This window comes from Bacillus sp. TE9106W, from assembly GCF_054062215.1.
The window spans coordinates 508,469-534,555 of sequence record NZ_JBSSFA010000002.1 but is presented as its reverse complement, the minus strand read 5'-3'; the positions used below and the strand labels follow the sequence as shown (position 1 = coordinate 534,555).

General features: G+C 36.6%; 29 protein-coding genes. 8 read left to right on the top strand and 21 right to left on the bottom strand.

Annotated features, from left to right (window positions below; translation table 11 throughout):
• Positions 1-66: 66 nt before the first annotated feature.
• The 9 genes from ACVWY7_RS06320 to inhA1 form a co-directional block, all read right to left on the bottom strand.
• On the bottom strand, positions 67-483 hold the full coding sequence (locus ACVWY7_RS06320; RefSeq protein ID WP_000490292.1) for a hypothetical protein: 417 nt from the start codon (positions 481-483) through the stop codon (positions 67-69).
• 100 nt (positions 484-583) lie between these two features.
• Positions 584-2,776 (bottom strand): MMPL family transporter, encoded by a 2,193-nt coding sequence (locus ACVWY7_RS06315; RefSeq protein WP_456523706.1) that lies wholly within the window; start codon positions 2,774-2,776, stop codon positions 584-586.
• A 110-nt stretch (positions 2,777-2,886) separates the two neighbouring features.
• Positions 2,887-3,534 (bottom strand): phosphatase PAP2 family protein, encoded by a 648-nt coding sequence (locus ACVWY7_RS06310; RefSeq protein WP_000727802.1) that lies wholly within the window; start codon positions 3,532-3,534, stop codon positions 2,887-2,889.
• 59 nt (positions 3,535-3,593) lie between these two features.
• Positions 3,594-4,643 (bottom strand): spermidine/putrescine ABC transporter substrate-binding protein PotD, encoded by a 1,050-nt coding sequence (gene potD, locus ACVWY7_RS06305; RefSeq protein ID WP_000772501.1) that lies wholly within the window; start codon positions 4,641-4,643, stop codon positions 3,594-3,596.
• A 38-nt stretch (positions 4,644-4,681) separates the two neighbouring features.
• Positions 4,682-5,482: a spermidine/putrescine ABC transporter permease PotC gene (potC, locus tag ACVWY7_RS06300; protein ID WP_000714199.1), complete on the bottom strand. Its 801-nt coding sequence runs from the start codon at positions 5,480-5,482 to the stop codon at positions 4,682-4,684.
• Positions 5,483-5,488: 6 nt separating this feature from the next.
• Entirely contained in the window at positions 5,489-6,337 is an 849-nt protein-coding gene (gene potB, locus ACVWY7_RS06295; RefSeq protein ID WP_000715491.1) for a spermidine/putrescine ABC transporter permease PotB, read from the bottom strand.
• Positions 6,334-7,317 (bottom strand): spermidine/putrescine ABC transporter ATP-binding protein PotA, encoded by a 984-nt coding sequence (gene potA / locus ACVWY7_RS06290; RefSeq protein WP_000720319.1) that lies wholly within the window; start codon positions 7,315-7,317, stop codon positions 6,334-6,336. The genes potB and potA overlap by 4 nt, the downstream gene beginning before the upstream one ends.
• A 238-nt stretch (positions 7,318-7,555) precedes the next feature.
• Entirely contained in the window at positions 7,556-8,923 is a 1,368-nt protein-coding gene (locus ACVWY7_RS06285; RefSeq protein ID WP_000116799.1) for an aldehyde dehydrogenase, read from the bottom strand.
• 171 nt (positions 8,924-9,094) lie between these two features.
• On the bottom strand, positions 9,095-11,482 hold the full coding sequence (gene inhA1, locus ACVWY7_RS06280) for a M6 family metalloprotease immune inhibitor InhA1 (RefSeq protein ID WP_001035925.1): 2,388 nt from the start codon (positions 11,480-11,482) through the stop codon (positions 9,095-9,097).
• Between the two features lie 343 nt (positions 11,483-11,825).
• Between inhA1 and ACVWY7_RS06275 the strand changes: the two genes are divergently transcribed.
• Both ACVWY7_RS06275 and ACVWY7_RS06270 read left to right on the top strand, forming a co-directional pair.
• Positions 11,826-11,960 (top strand): anti-repressor SinI family protein, encoded by a 135-nt coding sequence (locus ACVWY7_RS06275; RefSeq protein WP_000276214.1) that lies wholly within the window; start codon positions 11,826-11,828, stop codon positions 11,958-11,960.
• Between the two features lie 79 nt (positions 11,961-12,039).
• Entirely contained in the window at positions 12,040-12,363 is a 324-nt protein-coding gene (locus ACVWY7_RS06270) for a helix-turn-helix domain-containing protein (protein WP_000578878.1), read from the top strand.
• 78 nt (positions 12,364-12,441) lie between these two features.
• On the opposite strand, the gene calY is transcribed toward ACVWY7_RS06270, so the two are convergent.
• From calY to ACVWY7_RS06240, 6 genes are all read right to left on the bottom strand, one after another.
• Positions 12,442-13,035 (bottom strand): biofilm matrix protein CalY, encoded by a 594-nt coding sequence (gene calY, locus ACVWY7_RS06265; RefSeq protein ID WP_000053736.1) that lies wholly within the window; start codon positions 13,033-13,035, stop codon positions 12,442-12,444.
• 424 nt (positions 13,036-13,459) lie between these two features.
• The gene (locus ACVWY7_RS06260) at positions 13,460-14,197 is read right to left on the bottom strand and encodes a DUF4047 domain-containing protein (protein ID WP_105989015.1); all 738 of its coding nucleotides are present in this window, start codon (positions 14,195-14,197) and stop codon (positions 13,460-13,462) included.
• A gap of 155 nt (positions 14,198-14,352) precedes the next feature.
• Positions 14,353-14,943: a TasA family protein gene (locus ACVWY7_RS06255; RefSeq protein WP_000172843.1), complete on the bottom strand. Its 591-nt coding sequence runs from the start codon at positions 14,941-14,943 to the stop codon at positions 14,353-14,355.
• Positions 14,944-15,003: 60 nt separating this feature from the next.
• Positions 15,004-15,573: a signal peptidase I SipW gene (gene sipW, locus ACVWY7_RS06250; protein ID WP_000767813.1), complete on the bottom strand. Its 570-nt coding sequence runs from the start codon at positions 15,571-15,573 to the stop codon at positions 15,004-15,006.
• A gap of 194 nt (positions 15,574-15,767) precedes the next feature.
• Positions 15,768-17,054, bottom strand: coding sequence for a D-alanyl-D-alanine carboxypeptidase family protein (locus ACVWY7_RS06245; protein WP_105989013.1), 1,287 nt, complete (start codon positions 17,052-17,054; stop codon positions 15,768-15,770).
• A 155-nt stretch (positions 17,055-17,209) separates the two neighbouring features.
• Positions 17,210-17,437 (bottom strand): hypothetical protein, encoded by a 228-nt coding sequence (locus ACVWY7_RS06240; protein WP_000251858.1) that lies wholly within the window; start codon positions 17,435-17,437, stop codon positions 17,210-17,212.
• Positions 17,438-17,950: 513 nt separating this feature from the next.
• Between ACVWY7_RS06240 and ACVWY7_RS06235 the strand changes: the two genes are divergently transcribed.
• The 6 genes from ACVWY7_RS06235 to ACVWY7_RS06210 all read left to right on the top strand — a co-directional run bounded on the left by ACVWY7_RS06235 (position 17,951) and on the right by ACVWY7_RS06210 (position 22,123).
• Complete coding sequence (locus ACVWY7_RS06235) at positions 17,951-18,706, top strand: class I SAM-dependent methyltransferase (RefSeq protein ID WP_000858639.1); 756 nt, start codon at positions 17,951-17,953, stop codon at positions 18,704-18,706.
• A 277-nt stretch (positions 18,707-18,983) separates the two neighbouring features.
• On the top strand, positions 18,984-19,208 hold the full coding sequence (locus ACVWY7_RS06230; RefSeq protein ID WP_000090214.1) for a hypothetical protein: 225 nt from the start codon (positions 18,984-18,986) through the stop codon (positions 19,206-19,208).
• 428 nt (positions 19,209-19,636) lie between these two features.
• Positions 19,637-20,557 (top strand): tyrosine-type recombinase/integrase, encoded by a 921-nt coding sequence (locus ACVWY7_RS06225; protein ID WP_456523705.1) that lies wholly within the window; start codon positions 19,637-19,639, stop codon positions 20,555-20,557.
• Between the two features lie 154 nt (positions 20,558-20,711).
• Complete coding sequence (locus tag ACVWY7_RS06220; protein WP_456523704.1) at positions 20,712-21,473, top strand: helix-turn-helix domain-containing protein; 762 nt, start codon at positions 20,712-20,714, stop codon at positions 21,471-21,473.
• A gap of 78 nt (positions 21,474-21,551) precedes the next feature.
• On the top strand, positions 21,552-21,674 hold the full coding sequence (locus ACVWY7_RS06215; protein ID WP_456523703.1) for a hypothetical protein: 123 nt from the start codon (positions 21,552-21,554) through the stop codon (positions 21,672-21,674).
• A gap of 2 nt (positions 21,675-21,676) precedes the next feature.
• Positions 21,677-22,123, top strand: a complete 447-nt coding sequence (locus ACVWY7_RS06210) for a hypothetical protein (protein ID WP_456523702.1) — start codon at positions 21,677-21,679, stop codon at positions 22,121-22,123.
• Positions 22,124-22,573: 450 nt separating this feature from the next.
• Here the strand turns inward: ACVWY7_RS06210 and ACVWY7_RS06205 are convergent, their stop codons facing one another.
• From ACVWY7_RS06205 to ACVWY7_RS06180, 6 genes are all read right to left on the bottom strand, one after another.
• Positions 22,574-22,783, bottom strand: coding sequence for a hypothetical protein (locus tag ACVWY7_RS06205; protein WP_456523701.1), 210 nt, complete (start codon positions 22,781-22,783; stop codon positions 22,574-22,576).
• 576 nt (positions 22,784-23,359) lie between these two features.
• Positions 23,360-23,638: a hypothetical protein gene (locus tag ACVWY7_RS06200; protein WP_232294958.1), complete on the bottom strand. Its 279-nt coding sequence runs from the start codon at positions 23,636-23,638 to the stop codon at positions 23,360-23,362.
• Positions 23,639-23,876: 238 nt separating this feature from the next.
• Positions 23,877-24,077: a hypothetical protein gene (locus ACVWY7_RS06195; protein WP_000182715.1), complete on the bottom strand. Its 201-nt coding sequence runs from the start codon at positions 24,075-24,077 to the stop codon at positions 23,877-23,879.
• Between the two features lie 12 nt (positions 24,078-24,089).
• Entirely contained in the window at positions 24,090-24,578 is a 489-nt protein-coding gene (locus ACVWY7_RS06190; protein ID WP_456523700.1) for a hypothetical protein, read from the bottom strand.
• 64 nt (positions 24,579-24,642) lie between these two features.
• Positions 24,643-25,539: a phage major capsid protein gene (locus ACVWY7_RS06185; RefSeq protein WP_001281412.1), complete on the bottom strand. Its 897-nt coding sequence runs from the start codon at positions 25,537-25,539 to the stop codon at positions 24,643-24,645.
• Between the two features lie 210 nt (positions 25,540-25,749).
• The gene (locus tag ACVWY7_RS06180) at positions 25,750-25,992 is read right to left on the bottom strand and encodes a hypothetical protein (RefSeq protein ID WP_001239771.1); all 243 of its coding nucleotides are present in this window, start codon (positions 25,990-25,992) and stop codon (positions 25,750-25,752) included.
• Positions 25,993-26,087 lie beyond the last annotated feature (95 nt).

The following is a 26,087-nucleotide window of genomic DNA, read 5'->3' as shown; positions in this document are numbered from 1 at the left end:
TTGTAACGGAAAATACACTTTGATGCACCGCCAAAAATAGAGGACAGTCTTATAATAGACTGCCCCTCACGCTCTACGCCTTCTCATTTCCTGCAACACTTCTTCCGCTTTTTGTTCATATGATAAATCTTTAAAGAAATCCGCCAACCTCTTATAATCGTTATACGTATCTAATAAGTCATCCATCTTTTCTAATTTCATCACTTGTTGTTTTTGCTTCATTTTTACCGGATAACGATAGCCCGATACTTCTTGTATTTTGTAATACTCATCCTCTACTTGAATGACCTTTACAAGTTCCTCTTCTTCCGCATCCATCGTATACCCATCAAAATCTCTAAGCAATTCATAAATAATATGAGTCCATTCATCTTTTGGATAAAATCCTTTTTCTAACCGATAACCGACAATGCGATACATATGCCCATCGTTTTCTGCAAACTGTACTGTATCATTTAGCTTAAATTTAAAATAACGAAACATTGCCTTCACCTACTTATATGTAATGTTCTTATCACATACTATTTGCAAAATGTAGGTCTTGCTATTCATAAAAAATACTCATCTTATAGATGAGTATTTTTTATGATGATTTTTCTCTTTTCTTTCGAAATGGTAACCACCAGTTCCAGTCTCCAAACAATTTCATTAAACTTGGTACGAGCATAAGACGAATAATTGTGGCATCAAGGAATATCGCTAATGCAACGCCAATCCCCATTTGTCGTACTGGTAAAATATCAGTAAAAGCAAACGCACCAGTTACAACAATCATAATTAAAGCGGCAGACGTAATAATTCTACTTGTTGACACAAGTCCTTCTAACGTCGCTTGATCATTATCTCCTGTTTCTTCATACAGTTCATGAATACGCGAAATAAGAAAGACTTCATAATCCATGCTAAGCCCAAATACGAGGCCGAAAATGAAGATTGGTAAGACAAATAAAACAGGACTTGCTTCTAAACCAAAATGACCACCTTCAAATAACCAAACAACAATTCCAATTGTTGCGCTTAAACTAAGCACATTCATAATAATCGCCTTAATCGGAATGAGTATAGATCGGAATGCAAATAATAATATAACGAAGGTCGATCCAAATATAACAGACATACCAATTGCAACTTTATCTTTAATTTCATCTTCTAACTCTTGTTGGAACGTCGTCATTCCGCCTAAATAATACGTAACATCTGTTTCTTTATAATTTTGTTTAAAATCACGAACCCATTGTTTAGCAGTTTCAGTACGTGGTTTTGTATCTAAAAAGACTTCGATTGTTGTCTTATTTCCTTTCGTATACGTTTCAAATACCGGAGCTATTTTAGCAGCTTCTGGCGACTGTAACATACCAGCAACTTGCTCTGATTTCATTCCATTTAAACTGTCGTATAAACTTCTTACTTCATATACTTTCTTATCATCTTTTAACTTTTGAACGACTTCTTCTACCTTTTGTAAACTTTCTGTTTCTTTCATATCTTTTTTCGTCTCTACGACTAACGTAACATCAGCATATGTTTTTGCAGTTTCATTAAATGCCTCTTCGTACTTCTCATATGCAATTCTTGTATCACTTTGTTTAGGTAGAGCTTCCACGTCAGGGAACTGTAAATTAGCTGTACGTAATGGCAATAAGCAAATCACAATAAATGTTGTAACAACAATAATCATCGCAATTGGATGTTTCATTACAAATTGTGCAAATATACGCCACGCCTTTGCCGGCGTATGTGCTACTTGATTCTTTTTTAATATTCGTTTACCGATTAACGATAATAGCGCCGGAAGAAGTGTAAGTGAGAATACAATACTCATAATCACAACAATCATTCCGCTAATTGCGACAGACTGAATATAATCGATCTTAAAGAAAAACAAACCGGATAAACCAACAAATACACATAATCCTGAAAATACGATTGCCCGCCCTGCTGTCTGATATGTAATTGCTATCGCTTCTTTTACCGTTCGCTTTGCAACTTCCTCTCGAAAGCGATTTACAAATAATAGCGCAAAATCAATAGATAGCGCAAGTCCAATCATCGGTGCAACATTTAACACAAAGATAGATAGCTCCTTATCGCTACCTATAAAATATAAAATGCCCATCGTACTAATAACACTAAGTGCTCCATTTACAATTGGTAAAATTGATGCCAAAAGGCTACCAAATGAAAATAGTAATACGAGGAATGCAATCGGTAACCCAATCATCTCTGCTACTTTTAAATCATTTTGCGTTCTTTCATTAATCTCTTTGTTAATTTTCGGAAATCCTGTAGGCGTTACTTTTAATGTTGCATTACTTTCCTTTTCGATTTTATCAGCAAATTGTAATGTCTTTTCCATTCGTTCCTTATTTGTTTTCCCGGAAAATAAAATTGTCGCATAGCCGATATCATCTTGTAACATTTCTTTATTTTGCACTGGGTGATGGAAAGATTCATATGTCTCTTTCTCTTGTACATTTTTTACAATTGTCTCCACTTTCTTCTGAAATTCCTCGTGTGAAACACCTTTATTTTTTTCAAAAACGAGTAGAAGTGTATCTTGAGACCTCTTAAAATCTTTATCTAAAATTTCTTTCGTTTTTTGATAGTCCCCTTCCGTTTGAAAGCCATCACCACCTAATACTCCCGGTAGCTTTGGAGCGAAAATACCGAGCGCTATCGCAACCAATAGTAATGCTACAATTACTGTATAACGAAACTGATACAAAAAAGCTCCTAACTTCCCCCACTTATCAACTTTATGTACATTTGTCTTCACACATTTTCACCTACTTTACATCATTCAATTATCACTTATACTGTATCACATCTTCCTGCAAACAAAAAACGTCTAGAAAAACTATAATAATAGTTTTTCTAGACGTTTTTCTATCTCTCTTTATGAAGACCAAGCTTCTCAGTAAGTAAACGATGGCAATAAATTACGATAATTAATAAAATACCACCTACGCAGTAGCCAGCTAAAATATCAGTTGGATAATGTACATTTAAAATGACTCTACTTAATCCAATCGATACGATTACTATTCCCATGAAAAGCGTTATCACATATTTTCCGGTCACACTCTTCAAATTTGCTGCAATGATATAAGCAAGAAACCCGAATGTCATAATAGATAACATTGCATGCCCACTAGGAAAACTATAGCCGAGCGCATCAAATGCTTCATTTAACGACGGACGATCCCTTTTCACAATTTCTTTTATCCCTTTATTCACAAGATGTGTTGTTAAAATACCCATTGGATACACGATCATCGCAGCATAATAACTTTTTTTCCAAAAAACAAGCAAACTTATAACGAGCACCGTTACAATCCCAATGGCAGACCCTAATTTTGTATAGTGTGAGAAAAATGCAAGCGAACCTTCTGTTTGTAATCCTTTTACTAATCCTCTGATATATGTATCCATCACTGTAACGCCACCAGCATGTACGCGCCAAGCAACAATGCCAAATACAGCAAGTAATAAACCGATACACATTACCTCATATTGATGCAACTTCTTCTTCAAACGATTTCCTCCTACTATGAAAAAATGCGATTTCTACTTTAGAAACCGCATTTCCTTACTTATTTACCTTTTGTTTTTAACTCTGTCCAGTAACGATCATAATCTTTTAACTTATCATCTACATCAACAAGCCATTCTGTACGATTTAATTCTTCTTTCGTTAAGAAAATCATATGGTTTTCACGATATTCTTTACTATGAAGAGGATGCGCTTTTTCATTTGGATTACTGTATCCAATTGACTCGTAGTTTTTCACACTTACTTTTTCATCTAATAAGTAGTTCATAAACTTCTCTGCAAGCTCTTTATTTTTCGCACCTTTTGGAATTGCTAACGTATCAGCCCAAATTGTGCCGCCTTCTTTTGGTACAACGTACTCTACATCTTTATTATCTTTTGCGATAAATGCTGCATCTCCAGACCAAACTGTTCCGATCCAAGCATCTTCTGTAATGAACTTTTGTTTAATATTATCTGTATCAAATGCTAATAAGTTTGGAAGTAGCTTCTGTAAATCAGTTGCTGCTGTCTTTAGCTGTGCATCATCTTTCGTACTGTTTGAGAAGCCGTTTTTCTTAAGACCCATACCTAATACTTCACGAGAATCATTTAATAAAGTTACATGCCCTTTATATTTCTCATTCCATAAGTCAGTCCAACTTGTAGGTGCTTCTTTCACATACTTTTTATTGTATGCAATCCCAGTTACACCCCAAGTGTATACTAAAGAATATTTATTCTCTGGATCAAACGCAGGTGTTTTGAAATTAGAAACCATGTTTTCGATATTTGGGATATTCTTTTTATCTAACGGCGCTAATAAATCCATTTTTGCCATTGTTTTAACCATGTAATCAGACGGCTGAATTAAATCATACTTCGCGCCACCAGCTTGTAATTTCGCAAGCATTTCTTCATTACTTGCATACTTATCATAGTTAATTTTCACGTTATATTTCTTTTCAAAATCTCTTAGCACTTGCTCATCAAAATTGTCAGCCCAGCTATAAATGTTTAACTCTTCTTTCTTTTCACCACAACCAGCAAGTACACCAGCAACAAGGCTAAAGCTAATTGCTGCGCCAGCTAATCTCTTCATTAATTTCATCAGTTTATTACCCCCTCGTACTTTCTATATCGTTCGTATTATAAAGGAAGGTGTCCTCCAGAGTTTTCTTCACCATCTGCACCTTTGTTACGGAAGATTTCAGATAGAACCATTAATCCTACGATAGCCACAATTAAAATTGTAGAAAGTGCATTAATTTCTGGTGATACTCCGCGCTTAACCATACTGTAAATGTATAATGGCAATGTTGTTGATCCTGGTCCTGATACGAAGAAACTAATTACAAAATCATCAATTGATAATGTGAATGTTAATAATGCAGCTGAAATAACTCCTGGTGCAATTGCTGGGAACGTTACATAACGAAACGTTTGCCACGGCGTTGCTCCTAAATCATTCGCAGCCTCTTCTAAATCACGTCCCATACCAGATAGACGTGCTGCTAAAATAACGACAACAAATGAAATACTAAATGTAATGTGCGCAATAATAATTGTTGTTTTACCAAGTTCCATACCTAATTGACTAAATAAGATAAGTAAAGATAATCCCATTAAAATATCAGGAATTAAAATCGGTAAATATACAAGACCATTAATCGCCCCTTCATAACGATATTTATAACGATGTAATGCAATCGCGAAGATCACACCAAGAACTGTCGTTACAATCGTCGTTACAATCGCAATCGTCATACTATTTACAAACGCATCAATAACATCTTGTTTTTGAAATAAATCTGTATACCAATGGAATGTGAATCCTTCCCATTCCGCATTAATGCGAGAATCATTGAAGGAATACACCATTAAAACCATCATTGGAAAATACAAGAACAATAAAATTAACCAAGAATAAGAAACTAAAAACTTCTTCATCTTTGCCTATTCCCCTCCGTTCCCATCATATTTATATACTTTCGTTGCACGATAATATAAGTAAATTAACAGAACAGAGAATAGAACAACAATCATAGATAACGCAGATCCAAACGGCCAATCACGCGCTCCTAAGAATTGATTTTGAATTACGTTTCCGATTAATGCTACTTTCGATCCACCCATAACGTCTGATACAACAAACATTCCGATAGAAGAAACAAACACTAAAATAGAACCAGTAGCAATCCCTGACATCGTCATTGGTACTGTAACATTCCAAAATGCCTTTACTGGTGTTGCCCCTAAATCATAAGCTGCTTCTAGCTTACGCTTATCAAGCTGCTCAATCGCTGCATACACTGGTAAAATCATAAATGGTAATAAAGAATATACCATTCCGAGTATTACAGAAGGTGTATTATATAGTAAATTTAGAGGTTCACTAATAATACCGAGCTTTAATAAAAACGTGTTCACAAGACCTTGTGAACGTAAAATAACAATCCATGCGTATGAACGAACAAGGAAGTTAATCCAAAACGGGATCGTTGCCAATAATAAAAGAATGGAACGATATTTGCGATCAACAATTGTAATTGTATATGCAAATGGATAACCGATCAGTAAACATATTACTGTGGTAATAACCGCAATTTTCACTGTTTCCCATAACGTCCCCATATATAATGGGTCAAATACTCGTGCTATGTTTTCTAATGTAAATTGCATTTCCACTGTTCCATACGCCCCGCGCTGCATGAAGGCAAATGCCAATACAAACAGAAGGGGAATTAGGAAGAAGATTAACAGCCATGCGACTGTAGGTAGTGCGAGTAATTTCCCTTTTTTCAATTTAAGGTCACCTCGTCCTCTTGCTCCCAGCCTACGTATACATTATCTCCAATGCTCCACTGCGCTGCTTCTTCAGCAGTTTGATATGCCATTAGTAATTCTGATGTTTTCTCATCACGTACATAAAGCTTTTCCATATTTCCAACAAACTCAATGTCTTCAATATGTCCAAGGTGATATTCTTTTAAAATCGGCTCTTCAACCGAACGCACTTTTACATTTTCAGGGCGAATTGCTACATAGCCTTCCCCGTTTTTCACAATATTATTTTCACCGATAAATGTCGCAACGAATAACGTTTTCGGCTTATTATAAATTTCTTTCGGTGTTCCGATTTGTTCAATATGTCCTTTATTCATAACAACGATACGATCACTCATGCTCATCGCTTCTTCTTGATCGTGCGTTACGTATATGAACGTAATTCCTAAATTACGTTGTAAGTTTTTCAATTCACGTTGCAAGTCTTTTCTTAACTTAAAGTCTAACGCCCCAAGTGGCTCATCTAGTAATAATACACGCGGGTTATTTACAATCGCTCTCGCAATTGCTACACGCTGCTGCTGTCCACCAGAAAGCTTCGCAGGTTTACGATTACGGAACTCAAGTAACTGCGTTAAACGCATTGCCTCTTCAGCACGCTCTTTCTGCTCTGCTGCCGGTACTTTCTGCATTTTCATACCGAAACAAATATTTTTCTCCACATTCATATGTGGGAATAGCGCATAATGTTGGAACACTAGGTTCATATGACGCTTATATGGTGGCAAATCGTTAATCTTTTCATCATCTAATAAAAGATTCCCTTTAGTTGGCGTTTCAAATCCTGCGATCATACGAAGTAACGTCGTTTTCCCGCAACCACTCGGCCCTAAAATCGTTAAAAATTCCCCTTCTTTAATATCTAAAGAAAGCGGTGGGATAATCACTTGATTTCCAAAATGTTTTTCTACTGCTTCAACTTTAATAATCTTTTTCATTTTCCCGTCCAATCTACCTTAAATTTTAATTTTTATATTCATGAATAAATATTTATGTTCTATAGACTATTTTTTGTTTCGATCCAAACAAAAATGGTTATTTAGCAAACGTTCACTTCTATTCTTTATGTAGTATGTTTGATTCATTTTCGCCTGATACATAATGTCGAACAGAAAAACCCCTTCCATTGCGAAGGGGCTATTATCATACGGCTACGCCTACTGATAAACACCATCATCATTTTAACAACTTTCGTATGAATTTTAAAGCACTTTTTGTAGAAGAGTAACGAATTTTCATATCGAATGCCGTAGATTGGGCTAAAATGCTTTTATAATGTGAAAAAGTCCGAAAACTTTCTTCCCCATGGTAACTCCCTAATCCACTACTTCCGACGCCTCCAAAAGGTAAATATGGGGTTGCAAGATGATAAACAACATCATTCACACAGCCTCCGCCATACGAAATATTACTCGTTACTTTCTTTTGCACTTCTTTATCTTCAGAGAATACATATAACGCTAACGGTTTCGGATGTTGCTGAATTGTGTCAATTACCTCTTCTATGTTTTCGTACTCTATAATTGGTAAAATCGGACCAAAAATTTCATCTTCCATGACAGCATCTTGCCATGTAATATCCTTCACTACTGTCGGTTCAATATGTAATGTATCTCGCTTATAGTTACCGCCGATTGCGACTTGACCATCTTGTAAAAACCGGCATAATCGTTCAAAATGCCGCTCACTTACAATGCGTACGTAATTTTCATTTTGCAAAGGCTCGTTCCCATACTGCTCCGCAATTTCGTGTCGCAATGCCTCGATTAACTGCTCTTTCACAGAAGCATGCACATACAGATAATCAGGTGCTACACACGTTTGCCCTGCATTTAAAAACTTGCCCCACACAATTCGTCTCGCTGTTACATCTACTTTTGCATCTTTATGTACAATACATGGGCTCTTTCCGCCAAGTTCTAACGTAAGCGGCGTCAGCTGTTTCGCAGCTGCTTCCATGACAACCTTCCCAACACCCACACTACCTGTAAAGAAGATATAATCAAATGGTTCCTTCAGCAAAGCGGTACTCTCTTCAACGCCACCTTCTACTACCGCTACAAGCTCTTCTTGGAATAATTCTGCTAACATTCTCGTAATCACTTTAGAAACGTTTGGCGTTAGCTCTGATGGCTTTAAAACGATTGTATTTCCAGCTGCCAAAGCTCCTACAAGCGGTGCAATTGCTAATTGAAACGGATAGTTCCACGGTGCAATAATAAGTGTCACACCGTACGGTTCGGGCACTACTTTCCCCTTTGATCCAAAATGAGTGAGTGCTGTTCGAACACGCTTCGGTTTACTCCACGATGAAATATGCTTCAATTGAAAGGAAATCTCTTTTAATACATATCCTACTTCCGTTGTAAATGACTCATGAACTGACTTATTTAAATCTAATTTCAACGCCTGAAATATTTCTTCTTCAAAACGCTGAATGCCTTCATAAAGCTTCTTCAAATTATTCTTTCTCACTTCTACACTTCTCGTATGGCCATTATAAAAATATGCCTTTTGTTTATTTACAATAGAAGAAACGCTCATTCATTCACCTTCCCCCACTATTTTTATCCAATTCTTTCATTATTTATATAGACTTTATATGTAACTAATTTTCATTCGTAAAGTTACATTATATATAATTTCTTCTTTTATATAAAATTCATTGCTCACAAAAAAACTACCGAAAGAGAATCTTTCGGTAGTTTTACTGTATTAGCGATATAAGCGAACAGCACCTGCAGAATTATCATCAGCTTGTCCTACTACTTCAAACTTCAGGCCAAGATTTGGTAAAATACGTCCTGCATCTGGAATCTGTTGATTAATATACGTTTTCGAATCATCAAACTTCGGTACACCCGCTAAGCCATTATACGTATACGTTCCACGCGTTGGAGATACAACTTTCCAAGCTGGCGTTTTATCGAATGAGAACGCCGCATCAGCGATTTGGAATCGTGTACTACTTTCAACTGTCGGCTTACCATTTAAAGTTCCTACAATTGCTTCTGGGTGAGAATCAACTACACCAAGGAAACCGTGTCCTGGATGTACACCAACCCAGTTATCTGTGTAAGCTGAATCTGCATACCATACAACCATACCAGTGTTATATTCTGGGCCGCGAGCAAATTTCAATGCGTTATCAGAACCAGCATAGTTTCTCCACTCAACATAGTAGTTATGGCTCTTCTTCTCTGTTCCGTTAGAAACAGCAAAACCATCTAATTTGAATTGTGGTGTCCCTTCTGCATCATCAGAGAATACTACTTTACCATCTACTGTTAATGAAGCATTATCAAGTAGGAAACCATTTAATGCTAAGCCACCATCAGTAATGTAATCAAATGTTAATTTTACTTTCTTACCTTTGAATTGGCTTAAATCATATGATTTATCAATCCATTTTCCGTTTGTCGAATGTGCATTTCCATTATTTGCTTTCTCACCAAGTCTTTCGATTAACGTTTGTTGACCATCTTCTGTTACAGCGTGTACTTCAAGGAAGTCATACTCTGCTTCAATTTCATATAATGATTTAAAATCAAATTTCGCAGTCGTTGCATTCGTTAAATCGAACAGTGGTGTTTCCAACTTCGTATGAAGATCGTCACCTTTTGTACTGTGGTAATACTGTTTTCCGAATGCTGGATCAATTGTTTTTATATCTTTATCCGGTAAGTTAACACGAATCATACCTGGACGGTTCGTTTTCGTAACACTTTGGTCTAAATATGTTGCTAGACCGATACCTTTATTTAATTTCTCGTAATCTACTTCTACGATATTTGCCCAGTTACCACCAATTGTTTTTTGGAAAAACTCTTTATTTTGTGGTGAGAAACTTGTTGGCGTCGTTCCGGCGATTTTACCTGCCCAGCTTCCGCCGCTCATAATAGACCAAGCTTGAACTGGTTCACCATGACCGCTATATTGTGTATCATACTCATCTGGTAAACCTAAATCATGACCATATTCATGTGCGAATACACCAACTGCGCCATCTTCTGGTTCAATTGTGTAGTCAAACGCTGCCATCTTTCCACCCCAATATGGAACTTTCGCTTGCGTGCCTTCAATTGGGAATGGTTTTGGTCCAACTGTCCAGCGGTGTGACCAAATTGCATCGTCACCTAATTTACCACCACCAGCTTCTTGTCCAACTCCTGCATGAATAATCATTAAGTGGTCAATTAAACCATCTGGTTGATTTTTATTTCCATCACCATTTACATCATATTGGTCAAATTGATCAAATTCCGATAAATCAAGACCGCTATCTACAGCAGCTTTTAATGCATCTTTTACTAAATCACGTGGTCCTTTTGGCCCTTTATTATCATGACCAGTAGCAGCATCTGCACCGTAATCAGCAGCTTTACCAGGAACTGTTAACCATTTTGTAACTGTTCCATCTACTGTATAACTACCACCAGATTGCTCTTCGTAATATTGTTTAAACGTTTCGATTTTACTTCCATCATCTAATGTGAATGGCTCGTCACCGAATAACATTTTTTCATAGTGTTCTTTGTTAAAGTCTTCCGAATACATATAACCAGGCTCTTTATCAATATTGTTATGTTTAAAGTCAGCGTACTCTACAAGTAAAACAAGTACTTTATCTTTACGTACATCACCATTGTACGCTTTTTGCTTCGCTGGAGATGTTGGTACTTTACCATTTAGACCACCTCTAACTGGTCCTGTCGCTGCAGGTGTTCCTGTTGCAGGTTTATCTAACTTTTCTTTCGTATCTGCTTTCGCATCTTTCACTTTCTTTAAAAAGTCAGATGCTTCTTTCGTAAGTGGGTCCCCATTTGTTACTTCTTTCCCAGGATTTTCACCCTTTTTATTCTCTACATATTTTTCGACAGCTTTCTTTGTTTCTTTCTCTGAAGCCTTCGAATCAATTACCCCACGTTTTTTTAGCGCATCTGCTAAACGTTCTTCCGGAATTAAATGATCATCAACTGGACTCGTAGCTGTCTTATTCACAGGCGTTTCAGCATATACAGACTGGCCACCCGCTCCGAATGAAAGGCCTAATACAGCTGTCAAAGCGATTGATGATAAAACTTTGAACGGTTTCTTGTTCATCCCTTATTTCCTCCCCTAATAAATAATATGTATTACAAATTGAATTTTATTAAAAATTCAATATTTTTTCAATATTTAGTCATATTATGTAATGTTTTTAATATATTTGTAAAAATTCCATAGTTAGCATACGAGTATATCACAATTCAACAATGTTTTCTGAAAATATTGAAAATATTTGTCAGAAACTTTATAATCGCCATAGAGGGAGTTTAATGGGGATTTTATCTTTGTTTTATCTACAAAATATTTGATAATTCACTACATAAAAATACAAAATCCGATTGTATTATCACGTATTCTGTAGCAGCAGTTATGATTGATAATTAGGGAGGAATTACATTTGTACAAAGATAAGACTGACGCATTGGATCAAGAATGGATTGATTTAATACTTGAAGCTCTAGACGCTGGGATCGCCTTGCAAGATATCGAACATTTTTTCAAACGTATGAAGCCATCCAGCCAGGCTCAATAGGTTTGTTCTTTTTAACGAAGTTTATGTTATAATAATGACATCATAAGACAACTACATATTGATAGAAAGGTGCGCAAATATGATTGGAGAACGTATAAAACGCCTTCGTTTACAAAAAGGTATTTCATTAACTGAACTTGCCGAAAAAGCTGGCGTTGCTAAATCTTACATTAGTTCTATAGAACGAAATTTACAAAAGAACCCTTCCATTCAGTTTCTTGAAAAGATCGCAGCAGTTCTACAAATTCCAGTTGATACTTTACTTCATGATGAAACAACAAAGGAAGCTAACCTAGACTCCGAATGGACACAGCTCGTCAAAGATGCAATGAACTCTGGTGTCTCCAAAGAACAATTTCGTGAATTTCTTGAATTTACAAAATGGAAGCAAAATCAAAAATAATAATAGAAAGAAGTGCTTACAAACCGCACTTCTTTTTTCTTTATAAAAAAAAGCGGGGGATACCCGCTTTTTGATTTATTATCTTTCTTCGCCATCTGCTTGATGAGCGTTGAATGTCCACTCTAAGTTTAATGCATCACCTTGGAATTTATTTTGATCCTCTTGATTATCTGTGAATTCAAATTGTACCCATAAATAGTCCTCTGTACCAGCATCTAAGCCACCATTTTCTCCCCACTCAGGAGCAAAGATTGCTTTAGCTAAAACATCTGGCTTTTCATTTTGTAACTTAGCTAATGTTGTTTCATATACAGGCTCACTCTGTTTATCCCAATTCCAAATGAATTTCACCTTAATATGCTCCCCAAAGTCTACACCAGCATTGTCACCTTTTGCATCTGTCACAGTATACTTTGTTGCTAATTGGACGTCTTTAATTGCTATCGTACCAGTATTCTTTAATAAGAACTCTTTCTTAACAGAATCCCCTGGTTTTAAATTTTCAATATTCACAAGCGTTTTAGGGTCTAATGTAAGATCTAACGTCCCAGCTGCAAATGTATTGTTCGATACTTCTTTATCGCTAAAGTATGCGAATGTTCCTCCACCAATTAAAGATAACCCCAATGCTGCTGATGCAACTCCCATACCTAATTTCTTTTTCAGACTCACAATCAATTCCCCCTAGCTGTTTTTTATATTTTTTATTGCTATCTCTTATTTACAATAAGAGATATAACTAAAGCTATATTAGCTTAGCTAATATTTGTTCTTTTTTAAAAACCTTATGTTCATTATAACGAACATACCTATATAAATACAACAAATATTTATTAATATTTTCAGTTATTTTTATTTCTCAATATTATTCCGAAATTTCTAAAAAATATCGAGAAATAAAGAGCATTAATTAATTTCCTTATCTATACTAATTATTATCCTTCACCATCATACCGCCAATTAATTTTCTCGTATCTTTATTTTAACATGCATTGTTAAAATAAAGAGGACACGCCGAATAGGTGAGTCGCAATACTCTCTCACCTACTCGGCTTTATAACCGCTATTCTCTCTATATGTTGCTGTATTTTACTTGCTATTCTTGTTTCTTACTCTCTTCTTGATTTTTTGCTTCCTCTTGTTTCTTCTCTTCTAGTTTTTTCGTTTCCTCTTGTTTCTTCTCTTCTAGTTTTTTTGCTTCTTCTTGTTTCTTCTCTTCTAGTTTTTTTGCTTCTTCTTGTTTCTTCTCTTCTAGTTCCTTTTGCTTCTCAGCCTCACTCACTTGTTTTGCTGTTTCATCTACTAGTAACTTCTCAAAATCTTGAATTTGTTTATCAATCACTTGTAAATTAACTTCTTTATCAATATACTCACAGTTTTCTTTTACTATATGGAAGCCAGCATTCACATACGAGAATACTTGCTTATTCGATTCAGTTGTATGTCCTTTTAACTCTTCTTGTACTTGATTATAAGGTTCTTCTATTGATTTATATACTTTTTGTAACGATTCTCTCTCAGCAGCTATCTTCTCGCGTCCTTGCTTCCATATAACAAGCGCCTGTTCTATCTCCTGAGTGGATCTAACATTTAATTTTGATTTCATCTCTTTATACTCATGCAAAATAACTTCCTTATGCTGCTTAGCTTGTTCTATTAATTGATCAACTGTTTTTGGAAAAATACTTGCTGTAGAAATGGTAGCCGCTACTTTCGTTTCATGAATGAAAGCTGCTTCTGTATAAGTCATCATTTGAGAGCCTAAATAAAAAGTAATAGAACACAAACATGGCAATATAAGCATCTTTTTGAATTTACGAGGTGGCTTCAGCATTTTAATCTCTCCTATCGAACAACTCGTTCTTTATCAAGAACTATATCTTTATTATAATAAAGTGAATTACAAAATGATATAAAAATTATGTTTCTTTTTACATTTCACTTTTAGCAGAAAAAGAGACTATCGTTTTTGATAGTCTCTTTTTCTGCTTATTTTTTCTCCACTCCATCACCTTGTTGCGCTTCAAATGTCCATTTTAATTGAAGTTTGTCTCCTTGGAATTCATTTTGAGGCTCATTTTTATTAATAAAGTGGAATTTAACTTTAAATGAATCATTAGTTCCTGCTTTAATACCTTTCTCAGGCCATAGCCAACTTACTAAATCATTTTCTGCAGCAGTCACTTTTTTATCCGTCAAATCTTTTAATGTCGTTCTCTTAATTACTTGATCTTTTTTATCAATATTTTTTAAGAAAACTACTTCAATGTCTTCACCAAAGTCTTTCTTATTATCCTTCTTCACATCTTCTACATCATATTCTGTAGTTAATAATACTTTTTTAATATCTAATGTACCTTTATTCTCTAATTTAAATTCTTTTTCAATTGTATCACCTGGTTTTAAATTATCCACTTTTACAATTGTTGAAGGATTCAGCGCTAAGTCAAGTGTCCCAGACGCAAATGTATTATTTGACACTTCTTTATCGCTAAAGTATGCAAACGTTCCTCCGCCAACTAATGCAGCCCCTAATACTGCTGATGCGATACCCATTCCTAATTTTTTCTTTAAAGTCATGTCCATATCCCCTTAATATATATTTGTTAATTTCCTAATAGGAAACTATAACCAAAATAATTAGACGGATTGTTCTACTTTTTTCTCTTTCTTTTCTCCATCAATGCTACGAATCGCACTAAAGATAGTAATAGCGGAATAACCTAGTAAAAAGACTCCTGGAATAATAAGAAGCAAAGCAGCTCCCGCTTTTGAATTCGCATAATTTAATGCATACCCTGCATAGGGAACTGTAATATCTGCATATTTCCCAATAACATTCTCCGCAAGTACCGGTTCTAAATCTGGCCCGTTGTTGTTATCTCCTTTTGTTTCATACATTACTTTTCCATTTGTATCTTTTACACCGATAATACGGTGAGTGATAATTTTTTCATCTTTCTCTTTAAAGGTAATAACATCACCTTTTTGATATTTAGAACCATCTTTCGTCGGCTCTATCGCAATAATCGATCCTGTTAAAAATGTTGGTTCCATCGATCCTGAAAGAACGCTCTTAAATTGATATCCCATCACCGTTGGATCACCACCGCTCGCTTTTGAAGAAATAACTACAAAAGCTAAACAAACCATTAACGCAAATAAAACAAATGAGATAACGTTGCTAATCACCTTCCAAATTAATTTCATCGTTTCTCTCCCTCTCCGTTGTTTTATATTATTTGAAGTATGCAATATTCAGTTTCGTTCTTTAACAAGAACACAACTAAATAATATAACGAACATATTAGAAATGCAATAAGAAAATTTACAATTATTAGTTATTTTCAATATAAAAAAAGGACTGTGAAGAAGTCTCTTCACAGTCCTTTTAAACTAGTAATTTATTTTTCTTCTGATTTCATTCCTTTTGTATTTCGGCGTAGTACTACAAATAAAATGGCTCCAAATAATATGGCGGCACCTATTCCAATGCTTATTATTTTCACGTTTGATTCGTTTACTTCAGGCTCGATCGTATCTTTTTTAGGCATCGCAAAAGTAACATCTTCTTTAGAAAGAACATTTACCGTCGCAATTGTTTGATTATTTTTCGTAATATCAACTGCACCAACTACTTCACCACGATGAATTCCTTTATGATACAAAGAATCTTTATCTAATGTAGCCGCCCGGAACGTCGTCTTCACATTTTTCCCTTCATCTTTCTTAAGCATTAGTTCTGCACTTTTTTCAAGCTCACTATCAATATCTTTATTTAAATACGTTGTCTTTTGATGCCAACTATGTTTATCCAGTACAGTTTGCTTCACAAATTGACCGAAAGAATAGTCCGCCATCTGCTTTAAATCTTCATAAATTTCAGGTCTTTGAGAAGCCATTACTACGTTTATAATACGATTTCCATCCTTCTCATTTAATAAAACGAGTGTATTGCGCGCTTCATTTGTAAAACCTGTCTTACCACCAATACTAAATGGATTTTCAAAATAAGTAGATTTATTAAAAATAGACACCGTCTGCCTAGATGTCGTAACTGTTGTTCTTTTCGTATTCATCGCTTGTAAAATTTCAGGATACTTTTGCACACCTCTCGTAATCATAGCCATATCATATGGCGTAGTATAATGATTCGGATCATGCAATCCGTTTGGTGTTACAAAATGACTGTCGGTAGCGCCTAATTGCTTCGCTCTCTCATTCATCATATTAGCGAAATTCTCAACACTTCCGCCAATACGCTCCGCAATCGCATACGACACATCATTTGCACTCAGCACCATTAAAATCATAAGTGCAGTATTTCTATTAATCGTCTCACCAGGTTGAAACTCAATTTGATAATTACTCTTCTCTTGATCTAATGCTAATTGTGAAAATGTAAATTGATCCTCTGGCTTCGTATGTTCCATAAGTAAAATCGCCGTTAACACTTTCGTCATACTAGCCGGAAATGCACGGTGATGTGCGTTTTTATCATACAAAATATCTCCAGTTTTCGCATCAATTGTAGTTGCAAACTGACTAAAAACATTTGGCCCTTCCTTAGGTGGTGGTGCCACTTGTTCTGGGTTCACCCCAATATTCATCTCAGCACGTAACGTCATAGGTGTCAAAAAAAATAAACAAATAACGGTAATAAAAGCCAAAATTTTCTTAAAATTTACCATATGACTCTCCCTTTTCACTATACTCTCACAGCTTAAAAACTGCATCTACCAATCTATATGTAATTTGTATTAAATTGGAAGAACATTCACTGTTTTTTACTATATCATACTTTTACGATGAAGAACATAAATATACAATAAAAAATAAGAAAGAATTATTCTTTCTTATCCTTCTCATCAATCAATGAATCTATTAAATTTTGACTAGCTTCCTCAGGTGTAATCTCATCGGTCATCCCCATAAACGACCAACCTTTAGAATCGACCCACTCAACAAACTCTTGCAAAAACTCATCATGTGTAACATCCACATCAAGAATTGAGCCATTAATTGAAATCGTTCTATTTTTAGATACGCGCATCTTGAACGTTTTCCTTACCATTACAATAATTCTCCCTCTACTTCTGAATATTTATAAAGTGAAACTTTAATCAGTGGGGGTCTTCATTCCCCACTGATTATTAGTTGAACCAATCGGGCTTTTACGGGCAGTTGATCTCCTACCTAAATTCTTTGCTTTCGCTGAATTTTGAGCGGGGATCTTACTGCCCGTTAATGCGGGGTAAAATAATCTTGTATCTCTGTTATACATGATTTTAAGTAAATTGTAAAAAGGATATATTGGCCAATTTAGATATTAAAAATGGAAATCGCTTATCCTACATACCTCTCGTTCCATATACAAATGGTCATATTATTCAATAATTAAACCATTTAGATGAATAAGAAATCATGGTCTTTTGGAAGATATCACGCAAAATAGTATAATTTAAATACGGGAACTAAGGCAGCACCATTTAGCTGGACTCTTACGTTGTAGACTTAGAGACCGATGCGAAAATTACTATTTGGTTCCTATTTCTATACATAATATCTTTGGAAAGAAGGTAGTACGGTGAAAACAACAGAAAATTTTACTGACAAGGCCGATATATATGCGAAATATCGCCCTAGTTATCCTAATGAATATATTGATTATTTGCTTTCGGCTAACGAACTAAATGAGAATCAAATTGTGGCCGATATTGGTTCAGGTACAGGGATATTTAGCCGCCAGCTGCTTGAAAGTGGTTTACATGTTATTGGAGTGGAGCCAAATGATGACATGAGAAAAATGGCAGAACAATCGTTAAACCAATATCCTCGTTTTCAATCTATAAAAGCAACTGCTGAAAATACCACTTTGAAAGAAAATAGTGTAGATTTAGTGACTGTTGCCCAAGCATTTCATTGGTTTGATAAAGAGGCTTTCAAAATCGAATGCCAACGAATTTTAAAACAGAAAGCAAATGTTGCTCTTGTTTGGAATAGTAGAGATGTAACTAGTCCACTTATTAAAGAGAACGCAGAAATTTGCCAGAAAACCTGCCCAACCTTTAAAGGCTTTAGCGGCGGAATTGATGAAACTCCAGAAGTATTTAACAGCTTCTTTAAAGATGGAAAGTATGAGTTTAAAGAATATCAAAATGATTTACTTTTTGATTATGAAAGCTTTTTAGGAAGGAATTTATCAGCATCTTATGCTCCGAAAGAAAATGACGAACAGTATAAAAACTTTATTTTTCTCCTATCAGAGCTATTCGAAAAATACAGTAAGAATGGAAAAATTGTTCTCCCAAACTTAACGCGAAGCTATATGGGCAACGTGTAAACAACCAGACATAAAGTAGAACTTTAATTAGCCCTCACCGATCGGGCACGATCATTGCATAAACCTTAAATTTATAATGCAGTACACTATATTCAAAATTAAGCAAGCACACCCCCGTCCTAAATTCATAACGGGGTTATGCTTGTTTTAGGTGATGAAATGTAATAGCTTTATTATCTTTTCACAAACAAATCACATTTTACCACACCAAATACACTAGACTTTATTACAATGGAATGGAATATATTAGGTAGCAACTATAACGAGGAGGAATTTCATGGCGCGTTGTACGTATTGTAAAACAAAATGGAAAGTAAAAGATGTATGGTCGATACTCATGGCATTTGAAAAAGATTGTCCGTATTGTTTCGGAAGGCAATATTTATCAAAGAAAACCGTAAACGCTATGCCAGAACTTTTAAGCTTACCTTTACACTTCTTATTCCCTTTTCTTGTTGATTTGAGTGATGAAAGCCCTTTGGATTGGTATCGAAAAAAATAATATAACCGCTCTATTTGAACCCACTTTTCATTACATTCTCTACTTATATATTCCTTAATACACTACTAACTTGATCCCAAATTCTTTCCTTTCAAAAGATTACTATAAAAATATTGTAAAATTTCAGTTAATTATATATAATTGCTTTAACATAATGATTAAAGATTCTGTTACATAAGCATTTTGAAGATCCCGTAGCTCAGCAGGGAGAGCGCCACCTTGACAGTTTCGTCATCGTAGGCTCTTAATCTGTCTAGTCTGCTATCTCAATGGTATCAATACTTGAGAGGCTATTCCCAAAAGCTGAAACTGTGGGAGTTCTATATAAACTCACAACTCGTAAAGAGGACTACTTAAAGTTAACCTATGAAGGTTAGCTAGGTAGTCCTCTTTTTTGTGTACAACTACATAGAAAGGATTGGTGAGTTATGCTATTACGTTTTGCTATGAAGGAGTTCCAGGAAGAGAAAGAATACAACAACCTATCTCATAGGACAATTGAGGTCTACATGGCTACACTAAATGAATTTCGTAACTTTTGCTCCGAGCTGGAAATAGTTGACTTAAGGGACATTCGAGAGGTAACTGTAAAGTCCTACCTCAGGTACTGCAAGAAAACGAGAGGGAATGGCGTAGTCACTTGCAACTCAAAGTTACACCACTTGAGGATATTCTTTAACTACTGGCAAAACGAGGAGGTAATAGAACACAAGGACAACCCTGTGAGAAAGCTCAAGCCTGCTAGGGAAGATACTAAGATAGAAGTCTTCACAGATTATCACATTCAGCAAATGCTTAGGTATTACCGTAGGTTAAAAACTAGAGATAAATCATTCTTTGGTTATAGAGATCACGCTATCATTGTGCTGCTGCTGAGTACGGGAATCCGTCTAGGCGAGCTCGTGAACATACAGTGGAAGGATATCGACTTAGTAAATCAATCAGTTGTCCTCTTTGGTAAAGCGAGGAAACAACAGAGTATACCTATCACAGATAAGCTAACAAAGGAAATATGTGAATGGAGAATCTTTGTAGAGAAGGAGCTAGGGAGTATACCTCAGTACCTGTTCACCTCGAGGGAAGGAAAGCAACTTTCACCTAATGCAGTAAAGTTAATCTTCCAAAGGTTATCTAAGGTGATGAACTTCAAAGACGTACGTTTGAGTTGCCATACTTTCCGACACAGCTTTGCTCATAGATGTATCATGCAAGGAATGGACGTATTTACTTTGCAGAAGCTCCTCAGGCACTCAAACCTTAGAATGACCGAAAGGTATTTATCTCTGTGGGGAACAGCTCTACGAGAGCAAAATGAGAAGTTTAATCCACTGAATTCACTTGAGATTTAAGACAAATAAAAAGAGAACCCTGCTCTAGTTTGGCGACCTGACAGGATTCTCTCTCGGAAGAAAACTCGAAGGAGCTTTCTTGTTTGCTATTGTATCATGTTTATCGGTACTAGCTCAAGAGGTGTTCCTTCCTAATTATATAGGAGGAATAACAATGAAGGAATTACGTAAGTATTCACAGTTTGAATCTGTAGCTGAGATGGACAAGTCTATCGAGAATTACCTGACAGAGTACGCACTAAATGAGAGAGATCGTACAGTCCTGTGGAAGGTAGCTTGCTACTCAGTTAAATTCGTAGGGGTTTCATACTTGAAAGTGCAAACTCTAGCAGACCTAACAGGTTACGCTAAGAGGACTATTCAGCGTTCTCTAAAGTCTTTAACTGAGCTAGGTATCCTAACTCGTATTGACCAATTTAAACCTGTTAAGGGTGGCTATAGTGCGTCTATTACGGTGATTAATCCTTTCAAGAGTCATCACGTTGAGACACCTTGCGAGGAAGCTACAGAGCCTACTAAGGAGTGGGCTGAGGAGGATTTGACTCATAGGAAAACAATTACTTTTAAAGCTAAAACATCAATTAAAAAAGATTACGTAGAGGATACGGCTCATGAGTTAGACCAATTAGTTTCTAACGATATCCCTGTAGAGTTCGGCACACTAGCTCTCAACTATTTTGATACTGCTGAAGTGTACAAGTTATGGAGTAAAGTCCAATTAGTCATTAAGAAACATGCCTACTCAGTTGCCAATCCTAATGAATTCGCTATCTCTAGTTTGCATTCTAGTATATTGGCTAAGAAGATGAATCGTATTAGGAAAGACTTTACGGGCTACTTCTATTCAACTCTAGTGAACAAGCTATCAGTAGCTCAAAGGCAGATTACTAACAAGCTTGTAGATTTCTTCTCGTGAGATTACATATATCTTGTGTCTTATTTTGAAACGTAGCAGAATGGTAACAAGGAGGATAAACGAGGAGGAGGACAACTCATGAAAATACTCGAAGTAATTGTATTATCTCTCATTGTGATAACCCTGTTTGGTGGCTATCTCTCGAAGAAATACAATGGCAGCAATAAAACTAAAAAGAACAATAATCGAGGAGGAAATTAATTATGACAAACACTAAAGTATTATTCACAGAGGAAGAAATCCATCTAGCTCAATATGTACAAATCATTAAGGCTCTAAAGGTTGCCGAAGCGGAGTTACCTACAGAGATCACACTTAATCGCTCACCTAATCAGCCACCTGTGTGGACACCTATTGATGAAGCCATTGGTTCAGCTGAGTATGAGCTACTTAAGAAGTTACCAACTTTCATAGAAAGCATTCCTGATGATTCCCTACAAGAAGCTCTTATCCGTCTCCTGGAGGCAGATGACTCTAATAGTGAAGCTACCGCTAAGCTAGACCTACTAGGGGAAGTACCCGAGGAGGAGGCTCATAATATTATCAAAGACCTGACTGTCTCTGATGATGAACTAGCTCAGGCTTGGGATGATTTAATTAACGAGGTAGAGGGCTATGTAGAGGACGTTCTCAAGGGTATTGCTAGATAGTTGATACTAGGAGGCGGCTATGCTCTATTGTGAGTGTAGCCTCTTTTGTCGTCCTCTAGGGTGTAAGCATTGTTTAGACCCTTTCATCCCGTTCTCGTATAGTTCGAGGTAGATGAGGACGAAAAAGAGCTGGGGGGAACATTAAGCCCATCAGGTCACGGTTTCCATATTGGGTGTTACTAATCTTACACCCCAAGATTCCTTTTGTTTCGTGCCCTTTGTATTTGATAATGAAATGCCCTAATTTAGGTGTGATACTGAGAGAAGGTGCATTATGCACCCGTTCTAAACTCTCTCTAACTTGCTTTTCGTATTCCTCTAGGCTGCCTACATTTTGTAGGTGACCTTTTAAATCCTCTCATATTCTGTATTTTAGTAGGATTCTTTAACCGTCCTACTAACTCTTTTCCGTTTACTATTACTACAAAGTGTCCTCGTTTAGGTGTTATTTTAGGTAGTTGCTTTTGGCAACCATCTAAAATGTGGAGTAGTTTCAATTCTCTTGAGGTCATTTTTGACCTTTAAAGAATCAACCGCTTCTTTTCCTGTTAAAACTAAATACCCATCACCTTCTATTTCTTCTCTGTAGTGCTTGATAACCATCTTTATTGTGTCTACGCTTACCTCATAAAAGTCAGCAACCTGCTGTGTGGTAGCCATTTCCAACTCAGGTAATAGTAGAAGTTGTTTCACCTCCTCAGCCAAACAAAAAAAAACGAGGTAGCCGTCTCTGAGTGTATTTTTTACACTTAGACAACTCCTTTAAGAAGCTCTCTATGGTGACAAATTGTCACTAAAGAAAAAAAACCGAGGTAGCATATTCTCAGTAGTTAACCCTACCCTACGTTCACCTAAGTAAAGTTAATCACCTCAGAATTGCTCTCTCGGTATCGTGTTTTCTACATATAGTTATAGGCTCATGAGCGTGAGCATCATAACAATGCCCCCAAAGATTATTAGCATGAGAGCTCCTATGAGCTTGTAGTAGTAATAGTTCGGTCTCACAAGATAATTACATCCTTTCTAGTTCCACTCCTGTTAGTCTTCCATCGATAGTGTATCTGAATTGCTTGTTATAACACTTGGTAATATCCTGTATGAGCCACTCCTCAGGGTTAGCGGTCTCAGTAGTAAACTCCGAGAGATACTCTCTACCTGAGTGTGTCCATCTCACATAACAACGGTACTTCATACTTACGTTGTCGTTACACTTCATAAGCATTCCCCCTAGTGTTATTATTGCTTATCGTTCATACCATCAAAGAGTACTGATACGTCAAACTCTGACTTGTTCTCTACGTTACCCTTACTTAGTCGATACCTACGAGACAGTCCCAGCTCTTGGGCCATACGAACAGCTTCCTGGTCAAAGTTCATCTTACTAGAGCTACGATTCATAGCATACTCCATTCCTACAGAGTCAATCCGTCTCGTTTTAATCATTGCTACGAGGTAGCGGTCTAGCATATCCTCATCCATCTTGCTCAGAGAATATTCCTCTTTGTAGTGGCTCATGAAGTCATCATAGTAGGCTTGCTCCTCCTCTGTCCAACTATTGCGGAAGTTCTTCGAGTAGATCCCATGAATATAATGATGTCCACTCCCGTCAGGCTTCTTAAGGTTAGCTAGAGAGCGTTCCTTTGCTTCCTCTGAGGAATAAGTCCTCTTTTGTCCCTTCTGGGGAAGATTCGCTAACGCTCTAGCCTTTGCCTCTGGAGAGGAGTATCTATGCTTCTCACCTTTCCTAGTCATATTACTTCTCCTCCTTGTCTACTGAGAATAATTCTACAGATACGCTTGTTAGGTAGATTGTCTTCTTATCATTTACCGAGATAGGAAACACTGAGCTAGACTCCTGCTCAATCCACTGAATGAAATCTGTTAGTTTACCGTCCTCTAGTTTTACTTCAAGTACACCACCTGAGTGGGTAACTATCTTCACCTTGTTAGTCATATGTTTTCCTCCTTATACTCGTAGCGATCGCTTATACTGTTGGTACATTTCTAGGTCATCCTCGTTAGTGTCCAGCTCGCTAAATAAAGTAGCTCCTTTCAATTGAGGGAATGCTACTAGGGAGACCTCTCTTAGTCTCGTAGGGTTACCGCTAGAGTCTGTATAGAACGAGATAGACACCTTTTTAGCTAGTCCCTTTCGTACTCGTTCCTTAATGGAATCCTCTACAATACGTAACTTTCCGTAGAGCTTATCATCTATTACAGATACACTTTCAAGAAATCCTACTGTGTCTCTAGCTGACTCTGAGTGATCTAATTGAATAGGAATCTCATCCCCTTTGTTGAACGAGCTAGCCAAAGCCTGTAAGTCTTTAACTGTATAGTTGCGTCCTCTGTGGTTGCCTGTATAGAACAACTCAGCATCTTTCACTAGATCGTTTCCTTCCTCTGAGAAGGAATCCACTAGCTCACCTGTATGATTAAACTTTACTAGTTCCATATTTATCACCTCTGATAGAAATAAAAAAAGGAGATAACCAATTGGCTACCTCCCTATAGGATTATTAAGCTGATAAGACGTTCTCGTATACGAATACTGCGCCTGGATCAGTAATGTAAGCAGTAGTATAACGAGTAACACGACCAATAGTCGTTTTGTCCTCAGGTTGGTTATACGTCTCAGTAGCTAACGGTTCAGCATCAGCAATCTCACCAGCGATATTACGTTCCATTAGTAACGCTAGGTCGCTAGGGTAGTTCTCATCAACAATAACGGATAAGCCTAAGAAGTCACCAATGTAACCCTCTAAGAAAGCTACGTCCTCGTTGTCTTTCTTAAGTGAATCACGAACAGATTTACTAGAGAGAAGGATAGCTTCTACATCGATACCAATTACTAGCGTGTTTAACTTGTAGCCTTTCGACTTAGCTTTCTTCTTAGCATATACGATATCAGCGATCATGTTATCCGCTCCTGTAGGTGGTACAGGCTGTCCCTCTGTAGGTGCTGTGATAGGAGCATCCCAGTAGTTGCCTGATTTAACAACTCGGTTGCCTTCTCCTGCTGTAGCTGCTGCGTGAATCTTCTCATAAACTAGGTTATTCACCATAGCTACTACTGAGTTAGATAACTTACGGAATGCTCGTTCGAACTGGCCATGAGTACCCCACTTTTGCATCTCATAAGAGAACGTAAACTCTAAGCCATACTTACGAATCATCTCTAAACGAGCTTCCTCACTAAGTCCAATACGTTTGAATCCTGAGCCTTCTCCTACTTCAGGTACATCCTCATAAGAACCATACCCCTCAGCATCCTTGAAGAACTTTACAGCTAATGAGTCAGCAGATACTTTCATTAGTAAAGCATCGGCTACAAAGCGTTTCTCAGCTAGCTCTCGTACTCGCATAGGCATTACTTTTTTCAATAAGGGATGTTGACCTAAGATTAAATCTGACATGTATATTCCTCCTGTGTGGCTACTATGTATGAGCCAGTTAGTTTTATGGTAATAGCGTAGTAAGTGCTACTTAGTAGCTGAACTATTACAAAAGAAACAAAGCAGAATATAACCCTCAGGAGATCATATAAGTTTGTTCCCTTTGTAGTAGCTACGAGACGGTAACCTCCGGTAGTTTTATACCTTCAGCAGTTATCCGCCTCGTTAGTGCTACTTAATTGTTGCTAACTCGTCATGGATACAACCCATGATGAATTGCATATGCTCACAAGCTCCTACACTAAAGTCGAACTTGTTAGCTAACCAATTTTGGAATGTACACCTACTAAAACCGATCTTGTTAGCGAATGCCGTATTAGAACAACCTGTGAGTTGTTTATACTTCTTGTAGCGGTCTCGTGTAGCTTCATTTAAGCAAGTCTTAATTTCCTTTTCTTCGTGAGATAGTCTCATATACTATCAGCTCCTAATCAGTTAATCTATATAGTGATACTTAGTAGTCATTTAAAAAGGACTCCCTGCTCGTGAGAACAAGGAGTAAGTCCCGA

Bases quoted from the DNA above. Each gene is read 5' to 3' on its own strand.
- ACVWY7_RS06240 (WP_000251858.1), bottom strand. From the start codon at position 17,437: ATGGTAAGGAAAACGTTCAAGATGCGCGTATCTAAAAATAGAACGATT.
- ACVWY7_RS06215 (WP_456523703.1), top strand. From the start codon at position 21,552: ATGAAAATACTCGAAGTAATTGTATTATCTCTCATTGTGATAACCCTG.
- ACVWY7_RS06205 (WP_456523701.1), bottom strand. From the start codon at position 22,783: ATGGCTACCACACAGCAGGTTGCTGACTTTTATGAGGTAAGCGTAGAC.
- ACVWY7_RS06185 (WP_001281412.1), bottom strand. From the start codon at position 25,539: ATGTCAGATTTAATCTTAGGTCAACATCCCTTATTGAAAAAAGTAATG.
- ACVWY7_RS06180 (WP_001239771.1), bottom strand. From the start codon at position 25,992: ATGAGACTATCTCACGAAGAAAAGGAAATTAAGACTTGCTTAAATGAA.
- ACVWY7_RS06210 (WP_456523702.1), top strand. From the start codon at position 21,677: ATGACAAACACTAAAGTATTATTCACAGAGGAAGAAATCCATCTAGCT.
- ACVWY7_RS06255 (WP_000172843.1), bottom strand. From the start codon at position 14,943: ATGACTTTAAAGAAAAAATTAGGAATGGGTATCGCATCAGCAGTATTA.
- ACVWY7_RS06225 (WP_456523705.1), top strand. From the start codon at position 19,637: ATGCTATTACGTTTTGCTATGAAGGAGTTCCAGGAAGAGAAAGAATAC.
- ACVWY7_RS06320 (WP_000490292.1), bottom strand. From the start codon at position 483: ATGTTTCGTTATTTTAAATTTAAGCTAAATGATACAGTACAGTTTGCA.
- inhA1 (WP_001035925.1), bottom strand. From the start codon at position 11,482: ATGAACAAGAAACCGTTCAAAGTTTTATCATCAATCGCTTTGACAGCT.
- ACVWY7_RS06260 (WP_105989015.1), bottom strand. From the start codon at position 14,197: ATGCTGAAGCCACCTCGTAAATTCAAAAAGATGCTTATATTGCCATGT.
- ACVWY7_RS06195 (WP_000182715.1), bottom strand. From the start codon at position 24,077: ATGACTAACAAGGTGAAGATAGTTACCCACTCAGGTGGTGTACTTGAA.
- ACVWY7_RS06285 (WP_000116799.1), bottom strand. From the start codon at position 8,923: ATGAGCGTTTCTTCTATTGTAAATAAACAAAAGGCATATTTTTATAAT.
- ACVWY7_RS06230 (WP_000090214.1), top strand. From the start codon at position 18,984: ATGGCGCGTTGTACGTATTGTAAAACAAAATGGAAAGTAAAAGATGTA.
- sipW (WP_000767813.1), bottom strand. From the start codon at position 15,573: ATGAAATTAATTTGGAAGGTGATTAGCAACGTTATCTCATTTGTTTTA.
- potC (WP_000714199.1), bottom strand. From the start codon at position 5,482: ATGAAGAAGTTTTTAGTTTCTTATTCTTGGTTAATTTTATTGTTCTTG.
- ACVWY7_RS06220 (WP_456523704.1), top strand. From the start codon at position 20,712: ATGAAGGAATTACGTAAGTATTCACAGTTTGAATCTGTAGCTGAGATG.
- ACVWY7_RS06270 (WP_000578878.1), top strand. From the start codon at position 12,040: ATGATTGGAGAACGTATAAAACGCCTTCGTTTACAAAAAGGTATTTCA.
- potD (WP_000772501.1), bottom strand. From the start codon at position 4,643: ATGAAATTAATGAAGAGATTAGCTGGCGCAGCAATTAGCTTTAGCCTT.
- ACVWY7_RS06200 (WP_232294958.1), bottom strand. From the start codon at position 23,638: ATGAGCCACTACAAAGAGGAATATTCTCTGAGCAAGATGGATGAGGAT.
- potA (WP_000720319.1), bottom strand. From the start codon at position 7,317: ATGAAAAAGATTATTAAAGTTGAAGCAGTAGAAAAACATTTTGGAAAT.
- ACVWY7_RS06245 (WP_105989013.1), bottom strand. From the start codon at position 17,054: ATGGTAAATTTTAAGAAAATTTTGGCTTTTATTACCGTTATTTGTTTA.
- ACVWY7_RS06190 (WP_456523700.1), bottom strand. From the start codon at position 24,578: ATGGAACTAGTAAAGTTTAATCATACAGGTGAGCTAGTGGATTCCTTC.